18 protein-coding genes and 2 tRNA genes are annotated in these 19,788 nt (G+C 71.0%); 15 read left to right on the top strand and 5 right to left on the bottom strand.

Features of this window, described 5'->3' with window-relative positions; translation table 11 throughout:
• The first annotated feature begins 1 nt into the window (after window position 1).
• The 5 genes from DEJ17_RS02090 (at window position 2) to DEJ17_RS17640 (ending at window position 4,468) form a co-directional block, all read left to right on the top strand.
• Entirely contained in the window at window positions 2-1,411 is a 1,410-nt protein-coding gene (locus tag DEJ17_RS02090; RefSeq protein ID WP_258366613.1) for a serine hydrolase, read from the top strand.
• The gene (locus DEJ17_RS02095; RefSeq protein ID WP_110891848.1) at window positions 1,408-1,974 is read left to right on the top strand and encodes a GbsR/MarR family transcriptional regulator; all 567 of its coding nucleotides are present in this window, start codon (window positions 1,408-1,410) and stop codon (window positions 1,972-1,974) included. The genes DEJ17_RS02090 and DEJ17_RS02095 overlap by 4 nt, the downstream gene beginning before the upstream one ends.
• Entirely contained in the window at window positions 1,971-3,632 is a 1,662-nt protein-coding gene (locus tag DEJ17_RS02100) for an ABC transporter ATP-binding protein (protein ID WP_110891849.1), read from the top strand. Before DEJ17_RS02095 ends, DEJ17_RS02100 begins: the two co-directional genes overlap by 4 nt.
• Before the next feature lie 251 nt (window positions 3,633-3,883).
• Window positions 3,884-4,213, top strand: coding sequence for a hypothetical protein (locus DEJ17_RS02105; protein ID WP_110891850.1), 330 nt, complete (start codon window positions 3,884-3,886; stop codon window positions 4,211-4,213).
• A 102-nt stretch (window positions 4,214-4,315) separates the two neighbouring features.
• The gene (locus DEJ17_RS17640; RefSeq protein ID WP_181420993.1) at window positions 4,316-4,468 is read left to right on the top strand and encodes a hypothetical protein; all 153 of its coding nucleotides are present in this window, start codon (window positions 4,316-4,318) and stop codon (window positions 4,466-4,468) included.
• 68 nt (window positions 4,469-4,536) lie between these two features.
• Here the strand turns inward: DEJ17_RS17640 and DEJ17_RS02110 are convergent, their stop codons facing one another.
• The 3 genes from DEJ17_RS02110 to DEJ17_RS02120 are packed head-to-tail and all read right to left on the bottom strand — an operon-like array spanning window position 4,537 to window position 7,661.
• The gene (locus tag DEJ17_RS02110; RefSeq protein WP_110891851.1) at window positions 4,537-5,394 is read right to left on the bottom strand and encodes a DMT family transporter; all 858 of its coding nucleotides are present in this window, start codon (window positions 5,392-5,394) and stop codon (window positions 4,537-4,539) included.
• Window positions 5,391-6,053, bottom strand: coding sequence for a response regulator transcription factor (locus DEJ17_RS02115; protein ID WP_027464682.1), 663 nt, complete (start codon window positions 6,051-6,053; stop codon window positions 5,391-5,393). The genes DEJ17_RS02110 and DEJ17_RS02115 overlap by 4 nt, the downstream gene beginning before the upstream one ends.
• Window positions 6,054-6,092: 39 nt before the next feature.
• Window positions 6,093-7,661 (bottom strand): sensor histidine kinase, encoded by a 1,569-nt coding sequence (locus DEJ17_RS02120; protein ID WP_110891852.1) that lies wholly within the window; start codon window positions 7,659-7,661, stop codon window positions 6,093-6,095.
• Window positions 7,662-7,793: 132 nt separating this feature from the next.
• On the opposite strand from DEJ17_RS02120, the gene DEJ17_RS02125 reads away from it, so the two are divergent.
• Complete coding sequence (locus tag DEJ17_RS02125; protein ID WP_110891853.1) at window positions 7,794-8,624, top strand: helix-turn-helix domain-containing protein; 831 nt, start codon at window positions 7,794-7,796, stop codon at window positions 8,622-8,624.
• 229 nt (window positions 8,625-8,853) lie between these two features.
• Here DEJ17_RS02125 and DEJ17_RS02130 read toward each other — a convergent pair whose 3' ends face one another.
• A complete protein-coding gene (locus DEJ17_RS02130; RefSeq protein ID WP_110891854.1) occupies window positions 8,854-9,885 on the bottom strand; it encodes a LacI family DNA-binding transcriptional regulator in 1,032 nt (343 codons plus the stop codon).
• Between the two features lie 118 nt (window positions 9,886-10,003).
• Here DEJ17_RS02130 and DEJ17_RS02135 point away from each other — a divergent pair, with 118 nt between their 5' ends.
• The 7 genes from DEJ17_RS02135 to DEJ17_RS02165 all read left to right on the top strand — a co-directional run bounded on the left by DEJ17_RS02135 (window position 10,004) and on the right by DEJ17_RS02165 (window position 19,136).
• The gene (locus DEJ17_RS02135) at window positions 10,004-11,278 is read left to right on the top strand and encodes a sugar ABC transporter substrate-binding protein (RefSeq protein ID WP_110891855.1); all 1,275 of its coding nucleotides are present in this window, start codon (window positions 10,004-10,006) and stop codon (window positions 11,276-11,278) included.
• A gap of 33 nt (window positions 11,279-11,311) precedes the next feature.
• Window positions 11,312-12,190 carry a carbohydrate ABC transporter permease gene (locus DEJ17_RS02140; protein ID WP_110891856.1) on the top strand — a complete coding sequence of 293 codons (879 nt, stop codon included), beginning with the start codon at window positions 11,312-11,314 and terminating at the stop codon, window positions 12,188-12,190.
• Window positions 12,187-13,164 (top strand): carbohydrate ABC transporter permease, encoded by a 978-nt coding sequence (locus DEJ17_RS02145; protein ID WP_220033599.1) that lies wholly within the window; start codon window positions 12,187-12,189, stop codon window positions 13,162-13,164. Before DEJ17_RS02140 ends, DEJ17_RS02145 begins: the two co-directional genes overlap by 4 nt.
• Window positions 13,164-14,579 (top strand): glycosyl hydrolase, encoded by a 1,416-nt coding sequence (locus tag DEJ17_RS02150; RefSeq protein ID WP_110891857.1) that lies wholly within the window; start codon window positions 13,164-13,166, stop codon window positions 14,577-14,579. The genes DEJ17_RS02145 and DEJ17_RS02150 overlap by 1 nt, the downstream gene beginning before the upstream one ends.
• A 14-nt stretch (window positions 14,580-14,593) precedes the next feature.
• A complete protein-coding gene (locus tag DEJ17_RS02155; protein WP_110891858.1) occupies window positions 14,594-17,614 on the top strand; it encodes a glycoside hydrolase family 38 C-terminal domain-containing protein in 3,021 nt (1,006 codons plus the stop codon).
• Between the two features lie 28 nt (window positions 17,615-17,642).
• On the top strand, window positions 17,643-18,620 hold the full coding sequence (locus DEJ17_RS02160) for an endo-beta-N-acetylglucosaminidase H (protein ID WP_110891859.1): 978 nt from the start codon (window positions 17,643-17,645) through the stop codon (window positions 18,618-18,620).
• Window positions 18,621-18,845: 225 nt separating this feature from the next.
• On the top strand, window positions 18,846-19,136 hold the full coding sequence (locus DEJ17_RS02165) for a DUF1905 domain-containing protein (RefSeq protein WP_110891860.1): 291 nt from the start codon (window positions 18,846-18,848) through the stop codon (window positions 19,134-19,136).
• 64 nt (window positions 19,137-19,200) lie between these two features.
• On the opposite strand, the gene DEJ17_RS02170 is transcribed toward DEJ17_RS02165, so the two are convergent.
• Window positions 19,201-19,274, bottom strand: a tRNA-Gly gene (locus DEJ17_RS02170).
• A 54-nt stretch (window positions 19,275-19,328) separates the two neighbouring features.
• Between DEJ17_RS02170 and DEJ17_RS02175 the strand changes: the two genes are divergently transcribed.
• Both DEJ17_RS02175 and DEJ17_RS02180 read left to right on the top strand, forming a co-directional pair.
• Window positions 19,329-19,640: a hypothetical protein gene (locus tag DEJ17_RS02175; protein WP_110891861.1), complete on the top strand. Its 312-nt coding sequence runs from the start codon at window positions 19,329-19,331 to the stop codon at window positions 19,638-19,640.
• A gap of 57 nt (window positions 19,641-19,697) precedes the next feature.
• Window positions 19,698-19,774, top strand: a tRNA-Pro gene (locus DEJ17_RS02180).
• Window positions 19,775-19,788 lie beyond the last annotated feature (14 nt).

The raw sequence follows: 19,788 nt of genomic DNA on the forward strand, positions 1-19,788 counted from the left end.
CGTGACCGACACCCTCTCCGCGTACCGGAAGACCCTGCCCTACATCCGTGAATGGGTGTCGTACAAGGTGTGGCAGCTGCGGGTGCCCGGGGTGCAGGTCGCCGTCGGGTACGGCGGCAAGGTCCTGTTCGACGAGGCCTGGGGCTACGCCGACGTCGAGGCCGGGCGCCGCCTGACCACCACCGACCTGTTCCGCATCGCCTCGCACTCGAAGACCTTCACCGCGACGGCCCTGCTGCAGCTCGCCGAGCGCGGGTCGCTCCGGCTCGACGACACCGTCGGCACGTACGTCCCGGCACTGGTCGACGGCGGCTCCCCGCTCGCCGACGCCACTCTGCGGGAGCTCATGGAGATGGGTGCCGGGGTGATCCGCGACGGGCACGACGGCGACTACTGGTCCCTGCTCCGCCCCTTCCCCGACGAGCAGGAACTCCTGGCGCTCGTGCTCGAGGGCGGCCAGAAGGTGCCGACCGGCTCGTCGTTCAACTACTCGAACCTCGGCTACTCCCTGCTCGGCCTGGTCATCGCCGCGGTCTCCGGGCAGTCGTACAACGACTTCGTGCGGGAGTCGATCACCGAACCCCTGGGCTTGCGGAACACCGGCCCCGACTGGGACCCCGCACGCGCCGACGACTTCGTGGTCGGGTACACGGGCTTCCACACCGCGCGGCACCGGCAGCGCATCGACCACGTCGACACCCGCGCGATGGCCGCCGCCACCGGGTTCCACGGCACCGCGTCCGACCTGGTCCGCTACTTCTCGCAGCACGTGATCGGGCAGGGCACCCTGCTCGACGACCACTCCAAGCGCCTCGCGCAGCGGAAGGCCTGGAGCGCCACCGACGACCCCGCCGCCCGGGGCTACGGCGCCGGCTTCATCGTCGACCGGATCGGCGGACGGGAGATCCGCGGCCACTCGGGCGGGTTCCCGGGGCACATCACCCAGTCGATGTTCGACCCGGCGTCGGGGCTCGTCGTGTCCGTGCTGACGAGTGCCGCCGCCGGACCGGCCACGCTCATCGCCACCGCGGTCATCGCCATGCTCGACGCAGCGGCCGACGCCGACGCCCCTGGGGCCCCGGTGCCCGACGACGTCGACACCGCCGCCTTCACCGGACGCTTCGCGAACCCGTGGGGCGTCACCGACGTCGCCCGGATCGGTGACCGGCTCGTCGAGGTCGACCCGTCCGGCGCCGAACCGATGGACACCCCCACGCGGCTCGAGGTCGTCGACGCCGACACCCTGCGGATGACCCACGGCAACCGCTTCGGCTCGGTCGACGAGGACATCACCTACACCCGCGACGAGGACGGCACCGTGCGGGCGATCCGTGGCGGTGGCGGCATGTCGCAGGAGCCGTGGTCGATCCCGGACGAACGACCCGAGGTGGCCGCCGGGCTCGCCTCGTGACCGACGACCGGGGCACCCGCGACGGGGCCCCCGACGACGACCGGCTGCTCGGACCGGAGCGCCAGGCGTTCGTCGAGGAGTTCGCCCTGATGCTCAACGACGGCGCGGGCATGCCCCTCACCGACGCCCGGGTGCTCGGCTACCTGATGATGACCCGCGCACCGCACTCGTCGTCGTCCGACCTGCAGGCAGCGCTCGGCGCCAGCTCGGGGTCGGTGTCGATGGCCACCCGGCGGCTCGTCGACTCCGGGTTCGTGAAGCGCCACATCGTCCCCGGCGAGCGCAGCCACTACTTCCGCGCCGAGGCCGACGTCTGGGGCTCCTGGCTGGCCAGCGAACGGAAGTACCTCGACCGGCAGCGCGACATCATCGGCCGCGGGCTCGCCGTCGTCGAGGGTGCCGGCCGCACCGGCACGGGCGACGTGGACGCCGAGGTCCGCGAGCGTCTGCTCAACGGCCGCGACTACATGCAGTGGCTGCAGGGCTACCACCGCAAGATGCTCGAGGAGTGGGAGGCCTTCAAGGCCGCCCGCGACGACACCGACCCCCCGGAGACCCCATGAGCGGCACCAGCGACGTCCTGACCGTCGAGCACCTCACCGTCACCTTCGACGTCGACGGCGAGGTCGTCCGCGCGGTCGACGACGCCTCGTTCACCGTCGCCCGGGGCGAGGTCGTCGCGGTCGTGGGGGAGTCCGGCTCGGGCAAGAGCATGACCGCGATGACCGCGATGGGCATCGCCCCCGACGGTGCGCGCGCCTCGGGGAGCATCCGGCTCGGCGACCTCGAGGTCATCGGGACCGACGAGCGCAGCCTCCGGTCGGTCCGGGGCCGCAGCGTGTCGATGATCTTCCAGGACCCGTCCGCGGCGCTGAACCCGGTGTTCACGATCGGCTTCCAGCTCGCCGAGGCCGTCCGACGCACCGAGGGCCCGCACGACCGCGCCGCCGTCCGGGAACGCTCACTCGAGCTGCTCCGCGCCGTGGAGGTCCCCGAACCCGAACGCCGCCTGGGCCAGTACCCGCACGAGCTCTCCGGCGGCCAGGCCCAGCGCGTGATGATCGCGATGGCGCTCGCCGCCGACCCGGACCTGCTCATCGCGGACGAGCCGACGACCGCCCTCGACGTCACCGTGCAGGCCGAGGTGCTCGACGTCCTCCGCGCGCTGCGCGAGCGCACCGGAACGGCGATCCTGCTCATCACCCACGACATGGGTGTCGTCGCGGACCTCGCCGACCGGGTGGTCGTGATGCGCCGCGGACGCGTCGTCGAGACCGGCACCGCCGAGGCGGTCTTCGCCGCACCGTCCGCCGACTACACGAGTGAACTGCTCGCTGCGGTCCCGCGCATGGGCACCGGGTCCGGTCTGGAGGCCCGGCTCGGCCCCGCCACGGCGCCCCCGGCCGCCGTCCTGGACGTCCGGCACCTCGTGGTCGAGTACGGCGGCGCCCTGCGGGGGCGCTTCCGCGCCGTCGACGACGTGTCGTTCACCGTCGGCCGTGGCGAGATCGTCGGCCTGGTGGGCGAGTCCGGCAGCGGCAAGACCACCATCGGCCGGGCCGCGATCGGTCTGGCCCCGATCACCTCGGGCTCGGTGGTCGTCGACGGCACCGACGTCGCCGGCGCACGACGAGCCGCCCGCCGGCAGATGCGCCAGCACGTCGGCGTGGTGTTCCAGAACCCGCTCCGATCGCTCAACCCCCGGTACACCGTCGGGCAGACCGTCGCCGAGCCGCTCCGCCAGATCCTCCGGCTGCCGGCGGCCCAGGTCGACGAGCGTGTCGAGCGGCTCCTCGCCGACGTCGGTCTCGACGGCGGGTACGCCGAGCGCTACCCGCACGAACTCTCCGGAGGCCAACGACAACGAGTCGCGATCGCCCGCGCGGTGGCGCTCGACCCCGCGCTCCTGATCGCCGACGAGCCGACCAGTGCGCTCGACGTGTCGGTGCAGGCCCGCGTGCTCGACGTGTTCCGCGAGCTGCAGGAGCGCCTCGGGTTCGCGTGCCTGTTCGTCACGCACGACCTCGCCGTGGTCGACACCCTGTGCGACCGGGTCGTCGTGCTGCACGGTGGCCGGGTCACCGAACACGGGACGCGCGACGCGATCCTGCGCTCGCCGCAGGACCCGTACACACGACGGCTCATCCAGGCCGCCCCGGTGCCGGACCCCGCGGAGCAGGCACGCCGACGCTCCGAGCGCCTGGCGGCCCGAGCGGGCTGAGTCGGAGCCGGAGTGCGCGTCGACTCCCGCTGCTCCAGCCGGCGAGGAACGGACGTTCGTGTCCGCGCGATGACGGTTCCGGTTCGCGCCGCCCGGGGATCGTGAACCGGAACCGTCAGCGACGTGGAAACGCGGGCCCTTCCGTCTCGCTCCGCCGCCCGGCCCCGACGACACGCCCGTCCGGCACCAGGCGGTCGTCCAGACGGCGCGGTCGACTTGACTGTGGTTCGAACACACGTTCGAATACCGTCGTGGGACGGCGTCGCGAGAACCGGTGGCAGCCCCCGGAACACCCGGAGGTCGAGCGTCCGCGCGCGTACTCCCTGTCCGAGGACGCCCGCGGCGGCGACGTCTGCCACGCCGTCACCCCGAAGCCGGTCTGGGCGTGGATCCAGTTCCCGACCTTCCACGTCCGGGTGAAGGCCTTCGCGAAGAGCTGGACCCGTGACGCCGTCCTGGTGGAGTGGGCACAGTTCGGGCAGCAGGCCGAGGCGTGGGTGTGGCGTTCGGCGGTGAAGCACCGCACGCTCCGGGCCGACCGGGACCGCGCGAACCGGAGTCCGCAGGACGCACTGCGTTGACTTCCGCCGCGACCCCGAGGATGGTTTAGCGAACACCGGTTCAGCAAGTAACTCACTGATCGAGGCATTCGATCGGAGGGCTGTTCCGCAGAAGGAGGCACCATGAAGAACACAGCGGTGCCGTCCTGGGTCGCCCACGTGCTCACCCCGCCCGAGGTCATCAGCGCCTACGTCGAGCGTCGGATCAACGATCCGGCCCTCCTGTCGGGCGAGCAGTCGGAACCCACGTACGCAGACTTCCTGCGCGACGAGTAGACGGTCTTCTCCAGGAGGCCCGAATCACGCACCGCCGTCGGCGGACGTGATCCGGGCCTCCTCTTCGTTCATCCCACCGGTCCGTCGCGGCCGCGACGCGCGGACAGCGTCACGCCGACGCTCGCGGCGGTGACACACGCCAGGGCGACCGTCTCGAGCGGCGACAGCCCCTCGGCCAGCACCACGAGGCCCGCCAGGGCCGCGATCGCCGGGCCGAGGCTCTGCAACACCCCGAACACCCGCGTCGGCATCCGCCGCAGAGCGACCATCTCGAGGGCGTAGGGCAGCACGCTCGACAGCACGGCAACGGCGCCGAAGACGATCAGGAGGGTCGGTTCGTGCACGACGCCGTCGACCGCGGACCGGAGCCCGAACGGCAACGACACGAGCATCGCGACCACCATCGACACGACGAGCCCGTCGACACCGGGGATGGCGGTGCCGACGTGCCGGTTCATCACGATGTAGCCCGCCCAGCACCCGGCGGCGAGGACCGCCCAGACGACCCCGCCGACCTCGGTCACCGCGGTCGGGCCGACGCCGAGCAACACCACCCCGGCGAGCGCCAGCACGGCCCACAGTGCATCGCGCCAGCGCCGGGTGTGCACGAGCGACAGGGCGAGCGGCCCGAGGAACTCGATCGTCACGGCGACACCGATCGGGATGCTCGCGAACGACAGGTAGATGAACACGTTCATGCCGCCGAGCGCGAGACCGAGCCCGACCGCGCCGAGCCACTGCGCGCGGGTCCAGTGGCGGATCCGCGGGCGGATCACCAGGGCGAGCACGACGGCACCGATGACGAGCCGGAGCGTGGCGGCCCCGACCGCGCCGACGTCGTCGAAGTGGGTCTTCGCGATGGCGGCGCCGAGCTGGACGGACACCATCGCGGTGAGGGCCAGCAGGGGCGCGGGGACCTGGTTCATCCCAGGTAGGCGAGGACGGCGAGGACACGGCGGTGGTCCTCTCCGGTGTCCTCGAGTGCGAGCTTGCCGAAGATGCTCGACACGTGCTTCTCGACGGCGCCGGTGCCGATCACCAGGGCGCGGGCGATCGCGGCGTTCGTGCGGCCCTCGGCCATCAGCCCGAGCACGTCACGCTCCCGCGGGGTGAGGGCTGCGAGCGGGTCGCGGCGGCGGCTCATCAGCTGCGTGACGACCTCGGGGTCGAGCACGGTGCCACCGGCTGCGATGCGGCGGACGGCGTCGTCGATCTCCTCGAGGCGGGTGACGCGGTCCTTGAGCAGGTAGCCGATGCCGGTCGCGCCGGCGGCGAGGACGTCCTCGGCGTAGGTGGCCTCGACGTACTGGGAGAGCAGGAGCACGCCTGTCCGTGGAGCGATCCGGCGGGTCTCGACGGCGGCGCGGACGCCCTCGTCGGTGAAGGTGGGCGGCATCCGCACGTCCATCACCACGACGTCGGGTGCACCCTCGGGCAGGGTCGCCAGGAAGGCCCGGGCGTCGGAGTACTGCCCGATGACGTCGATGCCGGCCTCGTCGAGCACGCGGGCCAGGCCCTCGCGCAGCAGGACGGCGTCGTCGACGACGACGGCCCGGATGCGTGCTGCATCCGGGCCGTCTGTCATGCCGACCAGCCTAGTGGGAGCGCGGACGCCCTGGTGGGGTCACGACCGCTGGTTCGCCGCCGTCGGGACGCCGTTCAGGGCGCCCAGCGGGATCCGAGCGGTGGCCTCGGTCGGGCCGCCCTCGGGGCTCGAGACGACCAGGTCGCCGTCGAGGGCCCGCATGCGGCCGATCAGGCCCTCGATCCCGTGGCCCTGCTGCGGTCGGGCACCACCGCGGCCGTCGTCGGTGACGCTGACGGTCAGGTACCAGAGGCCCGAGGCGTCGACGACCAGGCCGAGGTACACCCCGGCGGTGGTGGCGCCGGCGTGCTTCATGGTGTTCGTCAGGAGTTCGCTCACGGTGAAGTACACGTTGCGCTGGATCTCCGTGGCGAGCTCCAGGCCCTCGGGCAGCCGGACGTCCAGGCCCACGGGGATCGGGGTGCGGGCGACCAGCGCCTCGAGCGCCGCGACGAGTCCGCGGTCGAGCAGGATCGGCGGGGCGAAGCCGCGGGACAGTGCGCGCAGTTCGTCGAGGGCGTCCTGGGCGTGCTCGGACGCCTCGCCGATGAGCTGCTTGGCCTTCTCGGGGTCCTTCTCGAAGGCGCGCTCGGCGGCGGACAGGTCCATGCGGAGTCGCACCAGCCGCTGCTGCGGCCCGTCGTGCAGGTCGCGCTCGATCTGGCGGAGCGCCTGCCCCTCGGCGGTGACGGCACCGGCGCGGGAGGCCTGCAGACCGGCAACGCGCTGCTCGAGTTGCTCGGCACGGAAGCCGCCCAGCAGGCCGAAGTCGACCCAGTAGTGCGCGAGGACGGACCCACGGGCCCAGAGCGGGAAGAGCACGACCGAGGCGGCCATCGACAGCAGCCCGAGGGCACCGAACCCGACGACGGCCGTCGTGTCCCAGCCGAAGTACTGCGCGCTCAGGCCGTTGGCGAACGCCACCACCGCGAGCCCGACGGGCCAGAGGAAGCCGGCGAACAGCAGGGCTCCGGCGCCCACGGTGAAGAGCGCGACGAGCGGGTACACGACCGCGGCGTGCAGCAGGTAGAGCCAGTAGTGCGGGTTGGCGACGGCCGACCCCGTGCGGGTCCACCAGTTCTGCTGCCACCTGGGAGTCCAGTCCACCGGGCGGATCGGCCTGGGGTCGGCCCAGCTCATGCGGAGCTTCTCGAACTGTCCGAGCCACCGTGCCACGAACAGCGCGATGAAGAACATGAGCAGGACGAAGGGGTTGAACAGGTCCCGGAACCCGCCGCCGAAGATCGCGGTCGGGAACGCGAAGTACAGCGTGCAGAGCAGCACGGCGGTGAGCGCCATGTAGCCGAAGTCCCGCGGCAGGCGCTTCCACGCGTCGCGGTAGAACTGCCCGGCGGTCATGCCGGACCCACGACCGGAACCACCGACCGGACCGGACCCGACCCGCGGGGTGGCGCTCCACGACGCCGGCGGGGACTGCGGGGCGTCCTGGGGGTCCTGGTGGTGCTGGCGCGGGTACTGGGGCATCGGCTTGGTGGCTCCAGGGGGCACGGAGTCGCCCAGGGGGACGGTCTGGGCCTGGTCGGGCGAAGGCGTGACGTCGTCCAGCGGGACGGTTCGCGCCTGGTCGGGGCGGTCGGTGTCGGTCATGCATCCAGCCTCGCGATCGCGGAGCCGTTCCCCCATCCTGCCCTCTCCCCACCCCGGGTGGGGTTATCCCCCCTCTTCCACAGGTCGCCGGGTCCACGCCCGCTCGTCCGGTCGGTGGACGACGCTCGTGGGATGGGTGACGCGCTCCGAGCACTGATCGATGCCGTCGGGCTCCAGGTCGGGCGGGGTTCCGAAATCCTGTCCGACGACGAATCCTGGTCGATCGAGGTCGAACCGACGGGCACGGACGTCTGGGTGGCGACGCGGTCCCGCTCCGTGTGGATCCGGCGCGGACGCGACATCGCGATCGTCGACGCCGGCACCGCCGCCCTCGTCGAAGGGCACGCGACGATCACGATCAGCACGGGCTCGGAGCGCTCCGGCCCGCCCCACGTCGCGGAGACGTACGCGTTCCCGCACGAGGCACTCTTCGCGCTCACCGGTGTGCTCGTCGGTGCCGCAACGCTCGGCCCGCTCGCCGACGAGGTCCTCGCGCTCCCACCCGTCGCGACCACGGGTCCGCCCGGGGCTCCCTCGCCCGACGTCGGCCTCGCGCTCCGCCACGTCGGGCACCTCGACGGCGGGAGGTGGCACGGCGCGCAGCAGCAGGCCCTCGCCCGGCTCGTCGTCACGACGGTGCTCCGCGACAACCCGCCCCCGATGCTCGGCGACAACGGTCTCGCGCGGGTCCTCGACCGCCTGTTCGATCCGGCCGGTCCGTCGTCTATGCGGGCCCTCCTCGTCGGTGTCCGCATGTCGGAGCGCACGCTCGAGCGCCGGTGCGCCGCAGCGACCGGCTGCACGCCCGCGCAACTCGGCCGCTGGTTCCGCAGTCTCGCCGTCCGGAGCGCACTCAGCCGTGGAGACCGCCCGTCCGACGTCGCGACACGCTTCGGCTTCAGCACGACGTCGTCCATGCGGCGGGCCCTCGACCGGGTCCGACCCCCGACGAACCGCCGGTGACCGTGGGGGAAGGGGGTTCCGATCCGCATCGATGACGGTTCTGGTTCACGATCCTCGGGTTTCGTGAACCAGAACCGTCGCGGCGCGGAGAAGACCACGTCGTCCCGTCGTCGGCCGGTGTGTGGGCACCAGACGCAGGGAGCGGCGGGACGGAAGCGGCGGAAGTGGTGAAAGCGGCGGGAACGGGAGCGGGAGCGAGTCGTCGGGGCCGACGTCCGGCGCAGCAGGGTCAGGCGGGGGCGCGGCCGGTGGACTCGCGGACGCTCAGGGTGAGCGAGGGGCCGGGGCGTGAGGGGAGTGGGGCACGGGCGTCGATCTGCTCACGCAGCAGGGTCGCCGCACGCTGCCCGAGCTCGACGGTGTCGCGGGTGAGTGAGGTGATCGCCGGCCGGACGAGCCGGATCATCGCCGAGTCGTCGAACGACACGATCGAGACGTCGCCGGGCACCGCGACGCCCATCTCGCTCGCCACGCCCAGCCCGGCGACGGCGAGCACGTCGTTGTCGTACACGATCGCGGTCGGTCGGACGCTCCGGGACAGCAGGGTGCGGGTGGCGCTCGCGCCGGCCTCGGCCGAGTAGTCCGTCGGGACCGAGACGGCGTCGTCGAGCCTCTCGTCGGCCGCGAACGCCCGGAGACGGTCCATGCGCATGGCGGTGTGCTCGAACTCGGGTCGGCCGGCGACGTGGGCGATGCGCCGGTGGCCGAGGGCGTGCAGGTAGCGCAGGACCGTGTCGGTGGCGTCCGAGTCGTCGATCCAGACCGTGGGTGCGGCGCCGTCGGGGGAGGGGTGCGAGCCGACGACGACCGTCGGCATGCCGAGGTCGGCGAGCAGGGCGAGCCGGGCGTCGTCGCGCCGGGGGTCGATCACGATCACGCCGTCGACACGGTGTCCGCGCCACCAGTCCCGGTAGGTCTCGAGTTCTTCCTCGGCATCCCGCGCGACGAGCAGGTTCATGCCGACGTGGGTGCCGGCGAGCCCGAGCTGGATGCCGGAGATCAGGTCGCCGAAGAACGACTCGGTCCCCAGGGTGCGGGCCGGACGGTTCAGCACGAACCCGATGGAACCGGCCTTCGCACCGCCGAGTGCGCGGGCCGCGGTGTGCGGCTGCCAGTCGAGTTCGTGGGCGATCTCGCGCACGCGGCGACGGGTCTCGTCGGAGACGCCTGGCCGGTCGTTCAACGCGAACGACACCGCGCTGATGGACACGCCGGCCCGCGCGGCGATGTCGGCGATCGTCGTTCGACGCTTGGTGGCCACGGGGTTGACTATAGCGCTTTAGTCATTCACAGTGGCTGCCACACACGGGTTCGGCGAACGCTGCTGAACCGGTTCAGCTATGACGAGGGAGTCAGACGCCATGAGGACCACCACACACATGACGAGGGGCCGCGCCACCGCGCTGCTCGCGACGGCCGCCGCGACGGCGCTCGTCCTGACCGGCTGCTCGAGCGGCGGGAACGCGGCCGACGGCGGCGACGGCGAGATCAGCGGCACCATCACCCTGCAGACCTGGGCGCTCACGCCGACCTACACGGGCTACCTCAACGGGGTCATCGAGGACTTCGAGCAGGCCCACCCGGACGCGAAGGTCAAGCTGCAGGACCAGCCCGGTGACGGGTACGCCGACAAGGTGCTCAGCCAGGCATCGTCGAACAGCCTGCCCGATGTGATCAACCTGCCGCCGGACATCGCCCTGCCCCTCGCGAAGCGCGGGTTCCTGCAGGACGTCGCGAAGGACGACTCCAAGCTCGCCAGCACGTACGTCGCCGGCGCGGTGGACTCCTACAAATACAAGGGAGTGGACGGCACGTTCGGGTACCCCTGGTACCTCAACACGGACGTCAACTACTGGAACTCGACGATGTTCGCCAAGTGCGGCCTCGACGCGAAGAACCCGCCGAAGACCACCGACGAGCTGTTCACGCAGGCGAAGACCATGCACGAGAACTGCCCGACCGACTACCTGATGAGCCGGAAGCCCGGCCTCGGTGACTTCACGCTCGCCGGCGTCAAGGTGCTCAACGCCGACGGGACGAAGTTCACCTTCGCCGACTCGTCGAAGGCCGCCGACCTGATCGACCGGTACAAGGACGCGTACCAGGACGGCTACATGCCCTCCAACGTGCTGAACAGCGACTACCTCGGCAACTCCACCCTGTTCACGCAGGCCAAGGTCGCCTGGACCACCGGTGGCGCCACCTCGCTCGCCGACTTCGAGAAGAACAACCCGTCGCTCAAGGGCAAGGTCACCGTCAGCCCCGCACTCGACACTCCGCCGCTCTACGTGCAGGGCCTGTCGGTGTCGAGCAAGTCGAAGCACCTCGCCACCGCCGAGGCCTTCGCGAAGTTCATGACCAACGCGAAGAACCAGGAGGCGTTCGCCCACAAGGTGAACATCTTCCCGTCCACCACGTCGTCGCAGTCCGACCCGTACTTCTCGAAGGACGACGGCACCGTGAACGGCGAGGCCCGGGTCCTGGCGAACGAGGCCCTGAAGACGGCGAAGGTCATCAACCCGGTCGAGGCGAACTCCGCGATGACGGACTTCCTCGACCAGCAGATCGCCCTCGCGATGAAGGGCCAGGTGGCGCCCGAGAAGGCGCTGCAGAACGCCCAGACCAAGATGAACAGCCTGCTGGCCAACGGCTGATCCAGCCCCGGAGAAGGAAGAGGGAGGATCGTCATGCGTGCGAACCGCTGGTACACGCCCTGGTTGCTCGTCCTGCCGGCACTGATCTGGCTCGTCGCGTTCAGCCTGTGGCCCTCGATCAACACGGTCCGGTTGTCGTTCACGAACGCCAGCCCGCTCGGCGGCGTCAGCCAGTGGGTGGGGGTCAAGAACTTCGAGACCCTGCTCGCCGACCCGCAGGTGTGGGAGGCGCTGCTCAACAGCGTCATCTACATGGCGATCTGCCTGCCGCTGCTGACGGTCCTCCCGCTCCTCATCGCGGTGCTCGTGCAGCAGAAGCTGCCCGGGATCGCGTTCTTCCGCACCGCGTTCTACACGCCGGTCATCGCGTCCGCGGTGGTCGTCGGGCTCATCTGGACGTGGATCCTCGACGACCGCGGCGTCATCAACGAGATGGCGCAGGCCCTCGGCGTCGTGCAGGGCAGCGTCCCGTTCCTGACCGACCGGTGGCTGCTGCTCCTCAGCGCCATCAGCCTGACGGTGTGGAAGGGGCTCGGCTACTACATGATCATCTTCCTGGCCGCCCTCGGGAACGTCGGCAAGGACCTGCACGAGGCCGCTGCCCTCGACGGCGCCGGCGCGGTTCGGCGCTTCTGGTCGGTCACGATGCCCGGGGTCCGCGGCACCATGACGCTCGTCGGGATCCTGGTGTGCGTCTCCGCGCTCCGGGTGTTCAGCGAGCTCTACATCCTCACGAACGGCACCGGCGGGCCCGGCGGGCAGGACAACTCGCTCGTCATGCTCATCCAGCAGTACGCCCGCGGCTTCACCGGCAACCTCGGCTACGCGTCCGCCCTGAGCCTCCTGCTCTTCGTCGTGACGCTCGTGCCGATGCTCGCCCTCGCCCGGATGAACAGCAAGGCGGACAAGTGACGAACACGACCAGCACGACCGAACCCGTCATCGGCGGCGCGCAGGGCGCAGCCAGCCCGACGCCGGACGTGAACGGCGCGACCGGCGCGGGACGGGCCTCCAGGCAGAACGGACGCGGCGGACGCAAGCGGCGCCGCGCGGTCTGGGGCGTCATGTCCACCCGCGAGAAGGTCGTCCGCTACGTCCTGCTCATCGTGGTGCTCTTCATCACGATCGGCCCGTTCCTGTGGCAGCTGTCCACGTCGCTCAAGGGCGCTGGCGAGGACATCTACACGGCGAACCCGTCGTTCATCCCGTCCGAGCCGACGATCGAGAACTACCTGAAGGTCGCCGCCGCGATCCCGGTGTGGCGGTACATCGGCAACTCGCTGCTGGTCGCCGCGATCGACGTGCTCGGCAACATCGTGTTCGCGACCCTGGCCGGCTTCGCCCTCGCCCGTCTGCAGTGGCGACACCGGAAGCTCGTGCTCGGCCTGTTCCTCGGCACCCTCGTGCTGCCCGGCGAGGCGACGATCATCTCGCAGTTCGTCACCGTCAAGGACCTCGGCCTCGCCGACAACCTGGTCGGTGTCGCCCTGCCCGGCATGATCGCCGCACTCAACGTGCTGCTGATGTTCAACGCTTTCCGGCAGATCCCCGAGGAGATCGACCAGGCAGCTGTGATGGACGGCGCGAACGCCCTGCAGCGCCTGCGCTACATCTCGCTGCCCGCCGTGCAGGGGACCATCGCGGTCATCGCGATCTTCTCGTTCATCGGTGCATGGGACGACTTCCTCTGGCCGCTCATCGTGCTGCAGTCGCCGGAGAACCTCACCCTGACCGTCGGCTTGCAGTACCTGCAGGGCACGTTCGCCACCGACCAGCGGATGATCGCGGCCGGCACCATGATCGCGTTCATCCCGATCGCCGTGATCTTCGCCGTCCTGCAGCGCTTCTTCTTCAAGGGCGTCGAAGAGGGCGGTGTGAAGGGCTGATGCGCTTCGGGGTCAACTACACGCCGTCGGTCGGCTGGTTCCACTCGTGGCTCGACTTCTCGCGGTCGGACACCGCCAAGGACCTCGAGGCGATCGCGTCGATCGGTGCCGACCACGTGCGGATCTTCCCGCTCTGGCCGGTGGTCCAGCCGAACCGGACACTCATCCGGCAGCAGGCCCTCGACGACGTCGCGACGGTCGTCGACCTGGCCGGGTCGTTCGGGCTCGACGTCAACGTGGACGCCCTGCAGGGGCACCTGTCGAGCTTCGACTTCGTGCCGTCCTGGCTGGACAGCTGGCACCGCCGCAACATGTTCACCGACCCGGACGTGGTCGCGTCGACCGCCGCGTACGTCCGGGCGCTCGCCGGAGCGGTCGCCGACAGGCCGAACCTGCTCGGGATCACCATCGGCAACGAGGTCAACCAGTTCGCGCACGCGCCGCACCCCGCACCGCACGCGATCACGGCGGAGCAGGGGCACGCGTGGGCGGCGGCGATGGTCACGGCGGCGCGAGCGGGGCTGTCGGACGGGTCGTCGGGGTCGGACGGGTCGTCCGGGTCAGCCGCATCGTCCGTGTCGGTCGGCCTGGAGGCACGGCTCGACCCCGCCACGTCGGTCGCGTTCGGCACCGCGTCGCGCCCCGGGCCACTGGTCACCGTCGCGCAGTACGACGCGGCCTGGTACGACGACGCCCAGCCCTTCGGCCCCGAGCACGCGGCGGACCACGGTGACGCCACCGTCACGCACTCCTGGGTGTTCAACGGCTCGGCGGCCCTGCACGGCGCCCTCGGGGCCGGGTCGGTGCGGCACGGGGAGTACCTGCTCCAGCTCGCCGCGGCCTGGAACCGCGACGCCGCCCGTCCGAACTGGCTGCAGGAGGTCGGGGCCCCCACCAACGTCGTCGACCCCGCCGACGCCGCCGCGTTCACCGAGCAGACCATCCGGCACGTCCTCGACGCGCAGCAGGTGCTCGGGGTGACGTGGTGGTGCTCCCACGACGTCGCCCGGTCGCTCGCGGACTTCCCCGAGCTCGAGTACGACCTCGGACTGTTCACGAACGACGGGCGCCTGAAGCCGGCCGGCGAGGCGTTCTCGGCCCTCGCCCGCGCCGAGCACACCCGCGACGCCCTGGCGGCACCACCGACCACCGCGCTCGTCCTCGACGACGTGCTGTCCGACGGCACCGACCGGCACGGCACCCGCGCCGACTGCGCTCCAGGCGGTCGATTCGCCGCCGCCTGGCTCGCCCTGGCCGAGGCCGCGCCGGACGGCCGCGGCCCGCAGGTCGTCCTGCGCTCCCGACTGTCGGACACCGCGCTGCTGGCCGCCCGAGGCATCGACCGCTGCGTCGACGTGCCGTCCGACCTCGACACCACCACCGTCCGCGTCGCCCACCCGGCGACCACGTCCTGACCCCGGAAGGCCCCATGCACGACGACATCCCCCTCACCACCGGACGCGCCCGACGGGTGCTCGACGAGCGGATCACCCCCGCTGTGCACGCGACCACGGCGGCGTTGGAGACCGCCTGGCACGAGCTGCCGGGGGAGCCGATCCCGCCGACCGAGGGACTCGCGCTCACGTTCGAGCCCTACGAGGTCGGCACCCCGTGGGGCGCGGCCTGGGGCACGACGTGGTTCCGGCTGACCGGGACCGTGCCGACCGAGTGGGCCGGACGCCGGGTCGAGGCCGTCATCGACCTCGGCTTCGACAAGAACATGCCCGGCTTCCAGTGCGAGGGGCTCGTGTACCTGGCCGACGGTACCCCCGTGAAGTCGATCAACCCGCGCAACCAGTGGGTCCTGGTCACCGAGCGGGCCGAGGGCGGCGAGACCGTCGAGCTCTTCGTCGAGGCGGCGTCCAACCCCGTCCTGCTCGACTACCACCCCTTCCTGCCGACGCAGGAGGGCGACGTGCAGACCTCGTCCTCGAAGCGCCTGTACGCCACCCGCCGGATGGAGCTCGCCGTCTTCGAGTCCGAGGTGCACGAACTCGCCCTCGACGTCGACGTCCTGCTCGAACTGCAGGCCGAGCTGCCCGCCGGACCCCGGCGCATGCGGATCCTGCAGGCCCTCGACGACGCCCTCGACGCGCTCGACCTGCAGCACATCCCGGAGACCGCCGGGGACTCCCGTGCGGCGCTCGCCGAGGTGCTCGCCGCTCCCGCCGAGGCCTCGGCGCACACCATCTCGGCCGTCGGGCACGCGCACATCGACTCCGCCTGGCTCTGGCCCGTGCGTGAGACCATCCGCAAGGTCGCCCGCACCACGTCGACCATGACCGAGCTCATCGACCAGACCGACGACTTCCTGTACGGCATGTCGAGCGCGCAGCAGTACGCGTGGATCAAGGAGCACCGCCCCGAGGTCTACGCCCGGGTCAAGGCAGCGGTCGAGGCCGGCCGGTTCCTGCCGATCGGCGGCATGTGGGTCGAGTCCGACACCGTGATGCCGACCGGCGAGAGCATCGTCCGACAGTTCTCGCAGGGCCAGCGGTTCTTCGAGCGCGAGTTCGGCATCCGGCCAAAGGGCGTCTGGCTGCCGGACAGCTTCGGGTACTCGCCGGCGCTGCCGCAGCTCATGCGCCGCGCGGGCTTCGAGTGGTTCTTCACGCAGAAGATCTCGTGGAACCAGGTGAACAAGTTCCCGCACCACACGTTCCTGTGGGAGGGAATCGACGGGTCGCGCGTGTTCTCGCACTTCCCGTCGATGGACACCTACAACTCGCGGTTGTCGGGCAGCGAGGTCGCGAAGGCCTCCCGGCAGTTCCGCGAGAACCGGCTCGCCACCGGCTCGATCGCCCCGGTCGGTTGGGGCGACGGCGGCGGCGGCACCACCCGCGAGATGACCGGTACCGCTCGGCGGCTGGCGGACCTCGAGGGCAGTGCCAAGGTCCGCTGGGAGCACCCGGACACGTTCTTCGACCGTGCGAAGTCCGAGCTGACCGACCCGCCGGTGTGGGTGGGGGAGCTCTACCTCGAGCTGCACCGCGCCACGCTCACGTCGCAGCACGGCACGAAGCAGGGCAACCGCCGCTGCGAGCAGCTGCTCATCGAGGCGGAGCTCTGGGCTTCGACCGCAGCCGCCCGCACCGACTTCACCTACCCGTACGACGAACTCGACGCCCTGTGGCAGCAGGTCCTGCTCCAGCAGTTCCACGACATCCTGCCGGGCACGTCGATCGCGTGGGTGCACCGCGAAGCGGTCGAGCGCTACGCCGAGACGGCCGCGGCGCTGACCGCGATCATCGACCAGGCGCTCTCGGCGCTCGCCGGTACCGGGGATGCGGCCGTCGTCGTGAACCCGGCCCCGTTCCTCCAGGCCGGTGCACCCGCGCAGGGCGCCGTCGTGGCGACCGACGTGGCGCCGGCGACCGCCGTGTCCCTGACCGAGCGGGACGGCGGGTACGTGCTGGCGAACGACCTGGTGCGGGTCGTCGTCGACGCGCAGGGGCTCGTGACGAGCGCCGTCGACCTGGCGAGCGGGCGTGAGGCGATCGCGACCGGCCAGGCGGCGAACCTGCTGCAGCTGCACCAGGACTTCCCGAACATGTGGGACGCGTGGGACGTCGACCGGTACTACCGGAACCGCGTCGAGGACCTGGTGTCGCTGTCGTCCCTCGACGCATCCGTCGACGAGGCCGGGATCGCCCGGGTCGTCGTCTCGCGGGCGTTCGGTGACTCGACGGTGACGCAGGAGATCGAACTGGCGCCGGGGTCCCGCACGCTCGAGTTCGACCAGGTGACCGACTGGCACGAGACCGAGAAGTTCCTCAAGGTGGCGTTCCCGCTCGACGTCCGCGCCGAGCACACCGTCGCCGAGACGCAGTTCGGCGCACAGAAGCGGGTGACGCACACGAACACCTCGTGGGAGGCCGCGAAGTTCGAGACCTCGATGCACCGCTACGTGCTGGTGTCCGAGCCGGGCTTCGGTGTCGCGCTCGTGAACGACTCGATCCACGGCTTCGACACCACGCGTGACGCCGTCGACGGGCACGTCACCACCACCGTGCGGCTGTCGCTGCTGCGGGCACCGCGGTTCCCGGACCCCGAGACCGACCAGGGCGTGCAGACGCACCGGTACGGCATCGTCATCGGCACCGACCAGCTCGGAGCCACGTCAGCCGGCGTGCGGATGAACGCGGGCCCGCGGACGATCACCGGGTCGCACGGCTTCGACCCGCTGGTGCAGGTGTCCGGCGACGTCGTGCGCTCGAGCGTCAAGCTCGCCGACGACCGGTCCGGCGACCTGGTCGTACGGGTCTACGAGCCGTCCGGGCAGCGGGGGACCGGTGGCATCGCGGTGTCCGAGGCCGACGGTGCCGCGTTCGGGCCGGCCGTCGAGGTGACGCTGCTCGAAGAGCCACTGGCCTCGGGCGCGGCAGTCGACGCGTCCTCGTTCGCCGTCGACGCGTACGAGGTCCGCACCTTCCGCTTCCCACGCAAGTGATCGATCCATCCACACAAGGAGGAACGCCATGAAGAAGTCCACGAAGTTCAGCATCGCGACCGCACTGGTCGCCATGCTCGCGGCACCACTGGTGCCCGCCGCGGCATCCGCGGCGCCCTCCTCGTCCGGGTCCAGCCACGGGCACGGACACGGTTCGTCCCACGGCGGCGGGCACGGCCACGGTCATGGCCACGGGCACCACGCTGCGCCCACAAAGTCGGGGCCGACGAGCATCGCCTACGTCGAGGTGAACAACGACGAGCTCGCCAACGTCGGTCGGTACACGCTGGAGAACGGTGCGAACGCTTTCGACGTTGCGATCATCTTCGCCGCGAACATCAACTACGAGGACGGCAAGGCGGTCCTGTACAACAACGAGAACGTGCAGCGGACCCTCGACCAGGCCGCCACGCAGATCCGTCCGTTGCAGGCCAAGGGCATCAAGGTGACGCTCTCGGTGCTCGGCAACCACCAGGGTGCCGGGCTGGCGAACTTCCCGACGAAGGCCGCGGCCCGGGACTTCGCGGCGCAGGTCTCGGCGACGGTCAAGCAGTACGGACTCGACGGGGTCGACCTGGACGACGAGTACTCCGACTACGGCGTGAACGGCACCCCGCAGCCGAACCAGCAGTCCATCGGCTGGCTCATCAGCGCCCTGCGTGCGGACATGCCGGGCAAGATCATCTCGTTCTACGACATCGGCCCGTCGTCCGACGCCCTGAAGACGACGAACCCGTCGATCGGCGGGAAGCTCGACTACGCCTGGAACCCGTACTACGGCACCTACACGGCCCCGACGATCCCGGGGCTGCCGAAGTCGAAGCTGTCCGCCGCCGCGGTCGACATCCAGAACACCCCGCAGGCGACGGCGGTGTCGCTCGCACAGCGCACGAAGGCCGACGGGTACGGCGTGTTCATGACGTACAACCTGCCGGGAGGCGACGAATCCGCCTACGTCTCCTCCTTCACCAAGGTGCTGTACGGACAGGCCGCGTCGTACCGCTGACGCGCTCGTCCTGACGGCGGCTCGCGCCCCGTGCTCCCCGGCTCCGGCCTGGAGGCTCGGGGCGCGTCCGTCGTTCGGGTCCCGCTGGTCCGGGGGAGGCACCAGTTCCTCCTCGCGAATGACGGTTCCGGTTCGCAGACCCCGGCGATCGTGAACCGGAACCGTCATCCACCGAAAACGAATCCCGGCCCGGCGCGCTCGACGCCGCGGCCGTACGATCGCCGCATGGAGCTCGAGTTCCGCGGCGAGGTGATCGAGTGGCGCGGCCCGTCACCGTTCTTCTTCGTCGTCGTGCCGCCGGACGCCGCCGAGGTCATCGCCGACCTCGCGCCGGTGCTCACCTACGGGTGGGGTGTGATCCCGGCCCGCGTGACGATCGGCCCGGTGACGTGGACGACGTCGCTGTTCCCGAAGGACGGCGGGTACCTCGTGCCGTTGCGTGCAGCGGAGCGGAAGCGTGCCCGGGTGGAACTCGGCGACTCCCCGGAGATCACCCTGGAGTTCGCCGACCCCTGACGTGCGTGCACCGAGCGGTTTTGTGGAGGGGATGACGGGAATCGCTGTCTGCGGAGTGCCCGTGTGGAGGGGATGACGGGAATCGAACCCGCGTAGCCAGTTTGGAAGACTGGGGCTCTACCATTGAGCTACATCCCCGCGCCTGCGCACCAGGCGCAGCCCGACCATCGTAGCGGACGAACGAGCACCGACATGCCGACGCGCGTCATCCCGAAGCCGGATCCCGGCGCCGCGCGCACCATCCGCTGGTCGCGGGTGATCTCGTACGTGCTGGTGGTCCTCGCCGCCGCGGTCCTGTCCCTGCGCCCCGAGCTGTTCGGCGATCCCTCGTCGCAGCCCGCCCATGCGCTGCTGCACGTCTGGCGGATCGTCGTCGGGCTCCTGCTCGCGGTCGCCGCCCTCGGGGTCCAGGTGGCCGTCGGGATCCGCTGGCGGAAGGGCTTGCGACGCGCCGCGGCGGACGACTGGACAACCCCCGGGAACCGCGCGCCGTCGGACCGCTAGACTCATCGGGGTCGCATGCGCCCTCGGCGTGCGCGGCCGATCCCTGGCACACACCAACGGGGCGTAGCTCAGCTTGGTAGAGCGCCCGCTTTGGGAGCGGGAGGTCGCAGGTTCAAATCCTGTCGCCCCGACCAGGTCCTCCGAGCAC

It is taken from the genome of Curtobacterium sp. MCSS17_011 (assembly GCF_003224275.1).
GTDB lineage: Bacteria > Actinomycetota > Actinomycetes > Actinomycetales > Microbacteriaceae > Curtobacterium.

What these genes read in the sequence shown, in the direction of transcription:
- DEJ17_RS02150 (WP_110891857.1), top strand. Translation starts at nt 13,164, where the DNA reads ATGCGCTTCGGGGTCAACTACACGCCGTCGGTCGGCTGGTTCCACTCG.
- DEJ17_RS02175 (WP_110891861.1), top strand. Translation starts at nt 19,329, where the DNA reads ATGCCGACGCGCGTCATCCCGAAGCCGGATCCCGGCGCCGCGCGCACC.
- DEJ17_RS17640 (WP_181420993.1), top strand. Translation starts at nt 4,316, where the DNA reads ATGAAGAACACAGCGGTGCCGTCCTGGGTCGCCCACGTGCTCACCCCG.
- DEJ17_RS02120 (WP_110891852.1), bottom strand. Translation starts at nt 7,661, where the DNA reads ATGACCGACACCGACCGCCCCGACCAGGCGCGAACCGTCCCGCTGGAC.
- DEJ17_RS02140 (WP_110891856.1), top strand. Translation starts at nt 11,312, where the DNA reads ATGCGTGCGAACCGCTGGTACACGCCCTGGTTGCTCGTCCTGCCGGCA.
- DEJ17_RS02110 (WP_110891851.1), bottom strand. Translation starts at nt 5,394, where the DNA reads ATGAACCAGGTCCCCGCGCCCCTGCTGGCCCTCACCGCGATGGTGTCC.
- DEJ17_RS02155 (WP_110891858.1), top strand. Translation starts at nt 14,594, where the DNA reads ATGCACGACGACATCCCCCTCACCACCGGACGCGCCCGACGGGTGCTC.
- DEJ17_RS02135 (WP_110891855.1), top strand. Translation starts at nt 10,004, where the DNA reads ATGACGAGGGGCCGCGCCACCGCGCTGCTCGCGACGGCCGCCGCGACG.
- DEJ17_RS02115 (WP_027464682.1), bottom strand. Translation starts at nt 6,053, where the DNA reads ATGACAGACGGCCCGGATGCAGCACGCATCCGGGCCGTCGTCGTCGAC.
- DEJ17_RS02160 (WP_110891859.1), top strand. Translation starts at nt 17,643, where the DNA reads ATGAAGAAGTCCACGAAGTTCAGCATCGCGACCGCACTGGTCGCCATG.
- DEJ17_RS02125 (WP_110891853.1), top strand. Translation starts at nt 7,794, where the DNA reads ATGGGTGACGCGCTCCGAGCACTGATCGATGCCGTCGGGCTCCAGGTC.
- DEJ17_RS02165 (WP_110891860.1), top strand. Translation starts at nt 18,846, where the DNA reads ATGGAGCTCGAGTTCCGCGGCGAGGTGATCGAGTGGCGCGGCCCGTCA.
- DEJ17_RS02100 (WP_110891849.1), top strand. Translation starts at nt 1,971, where the DNA reads ATGAGCGGCACCAGCGACGTCCTGACCGTCGAGCACCTCACCGTCACC.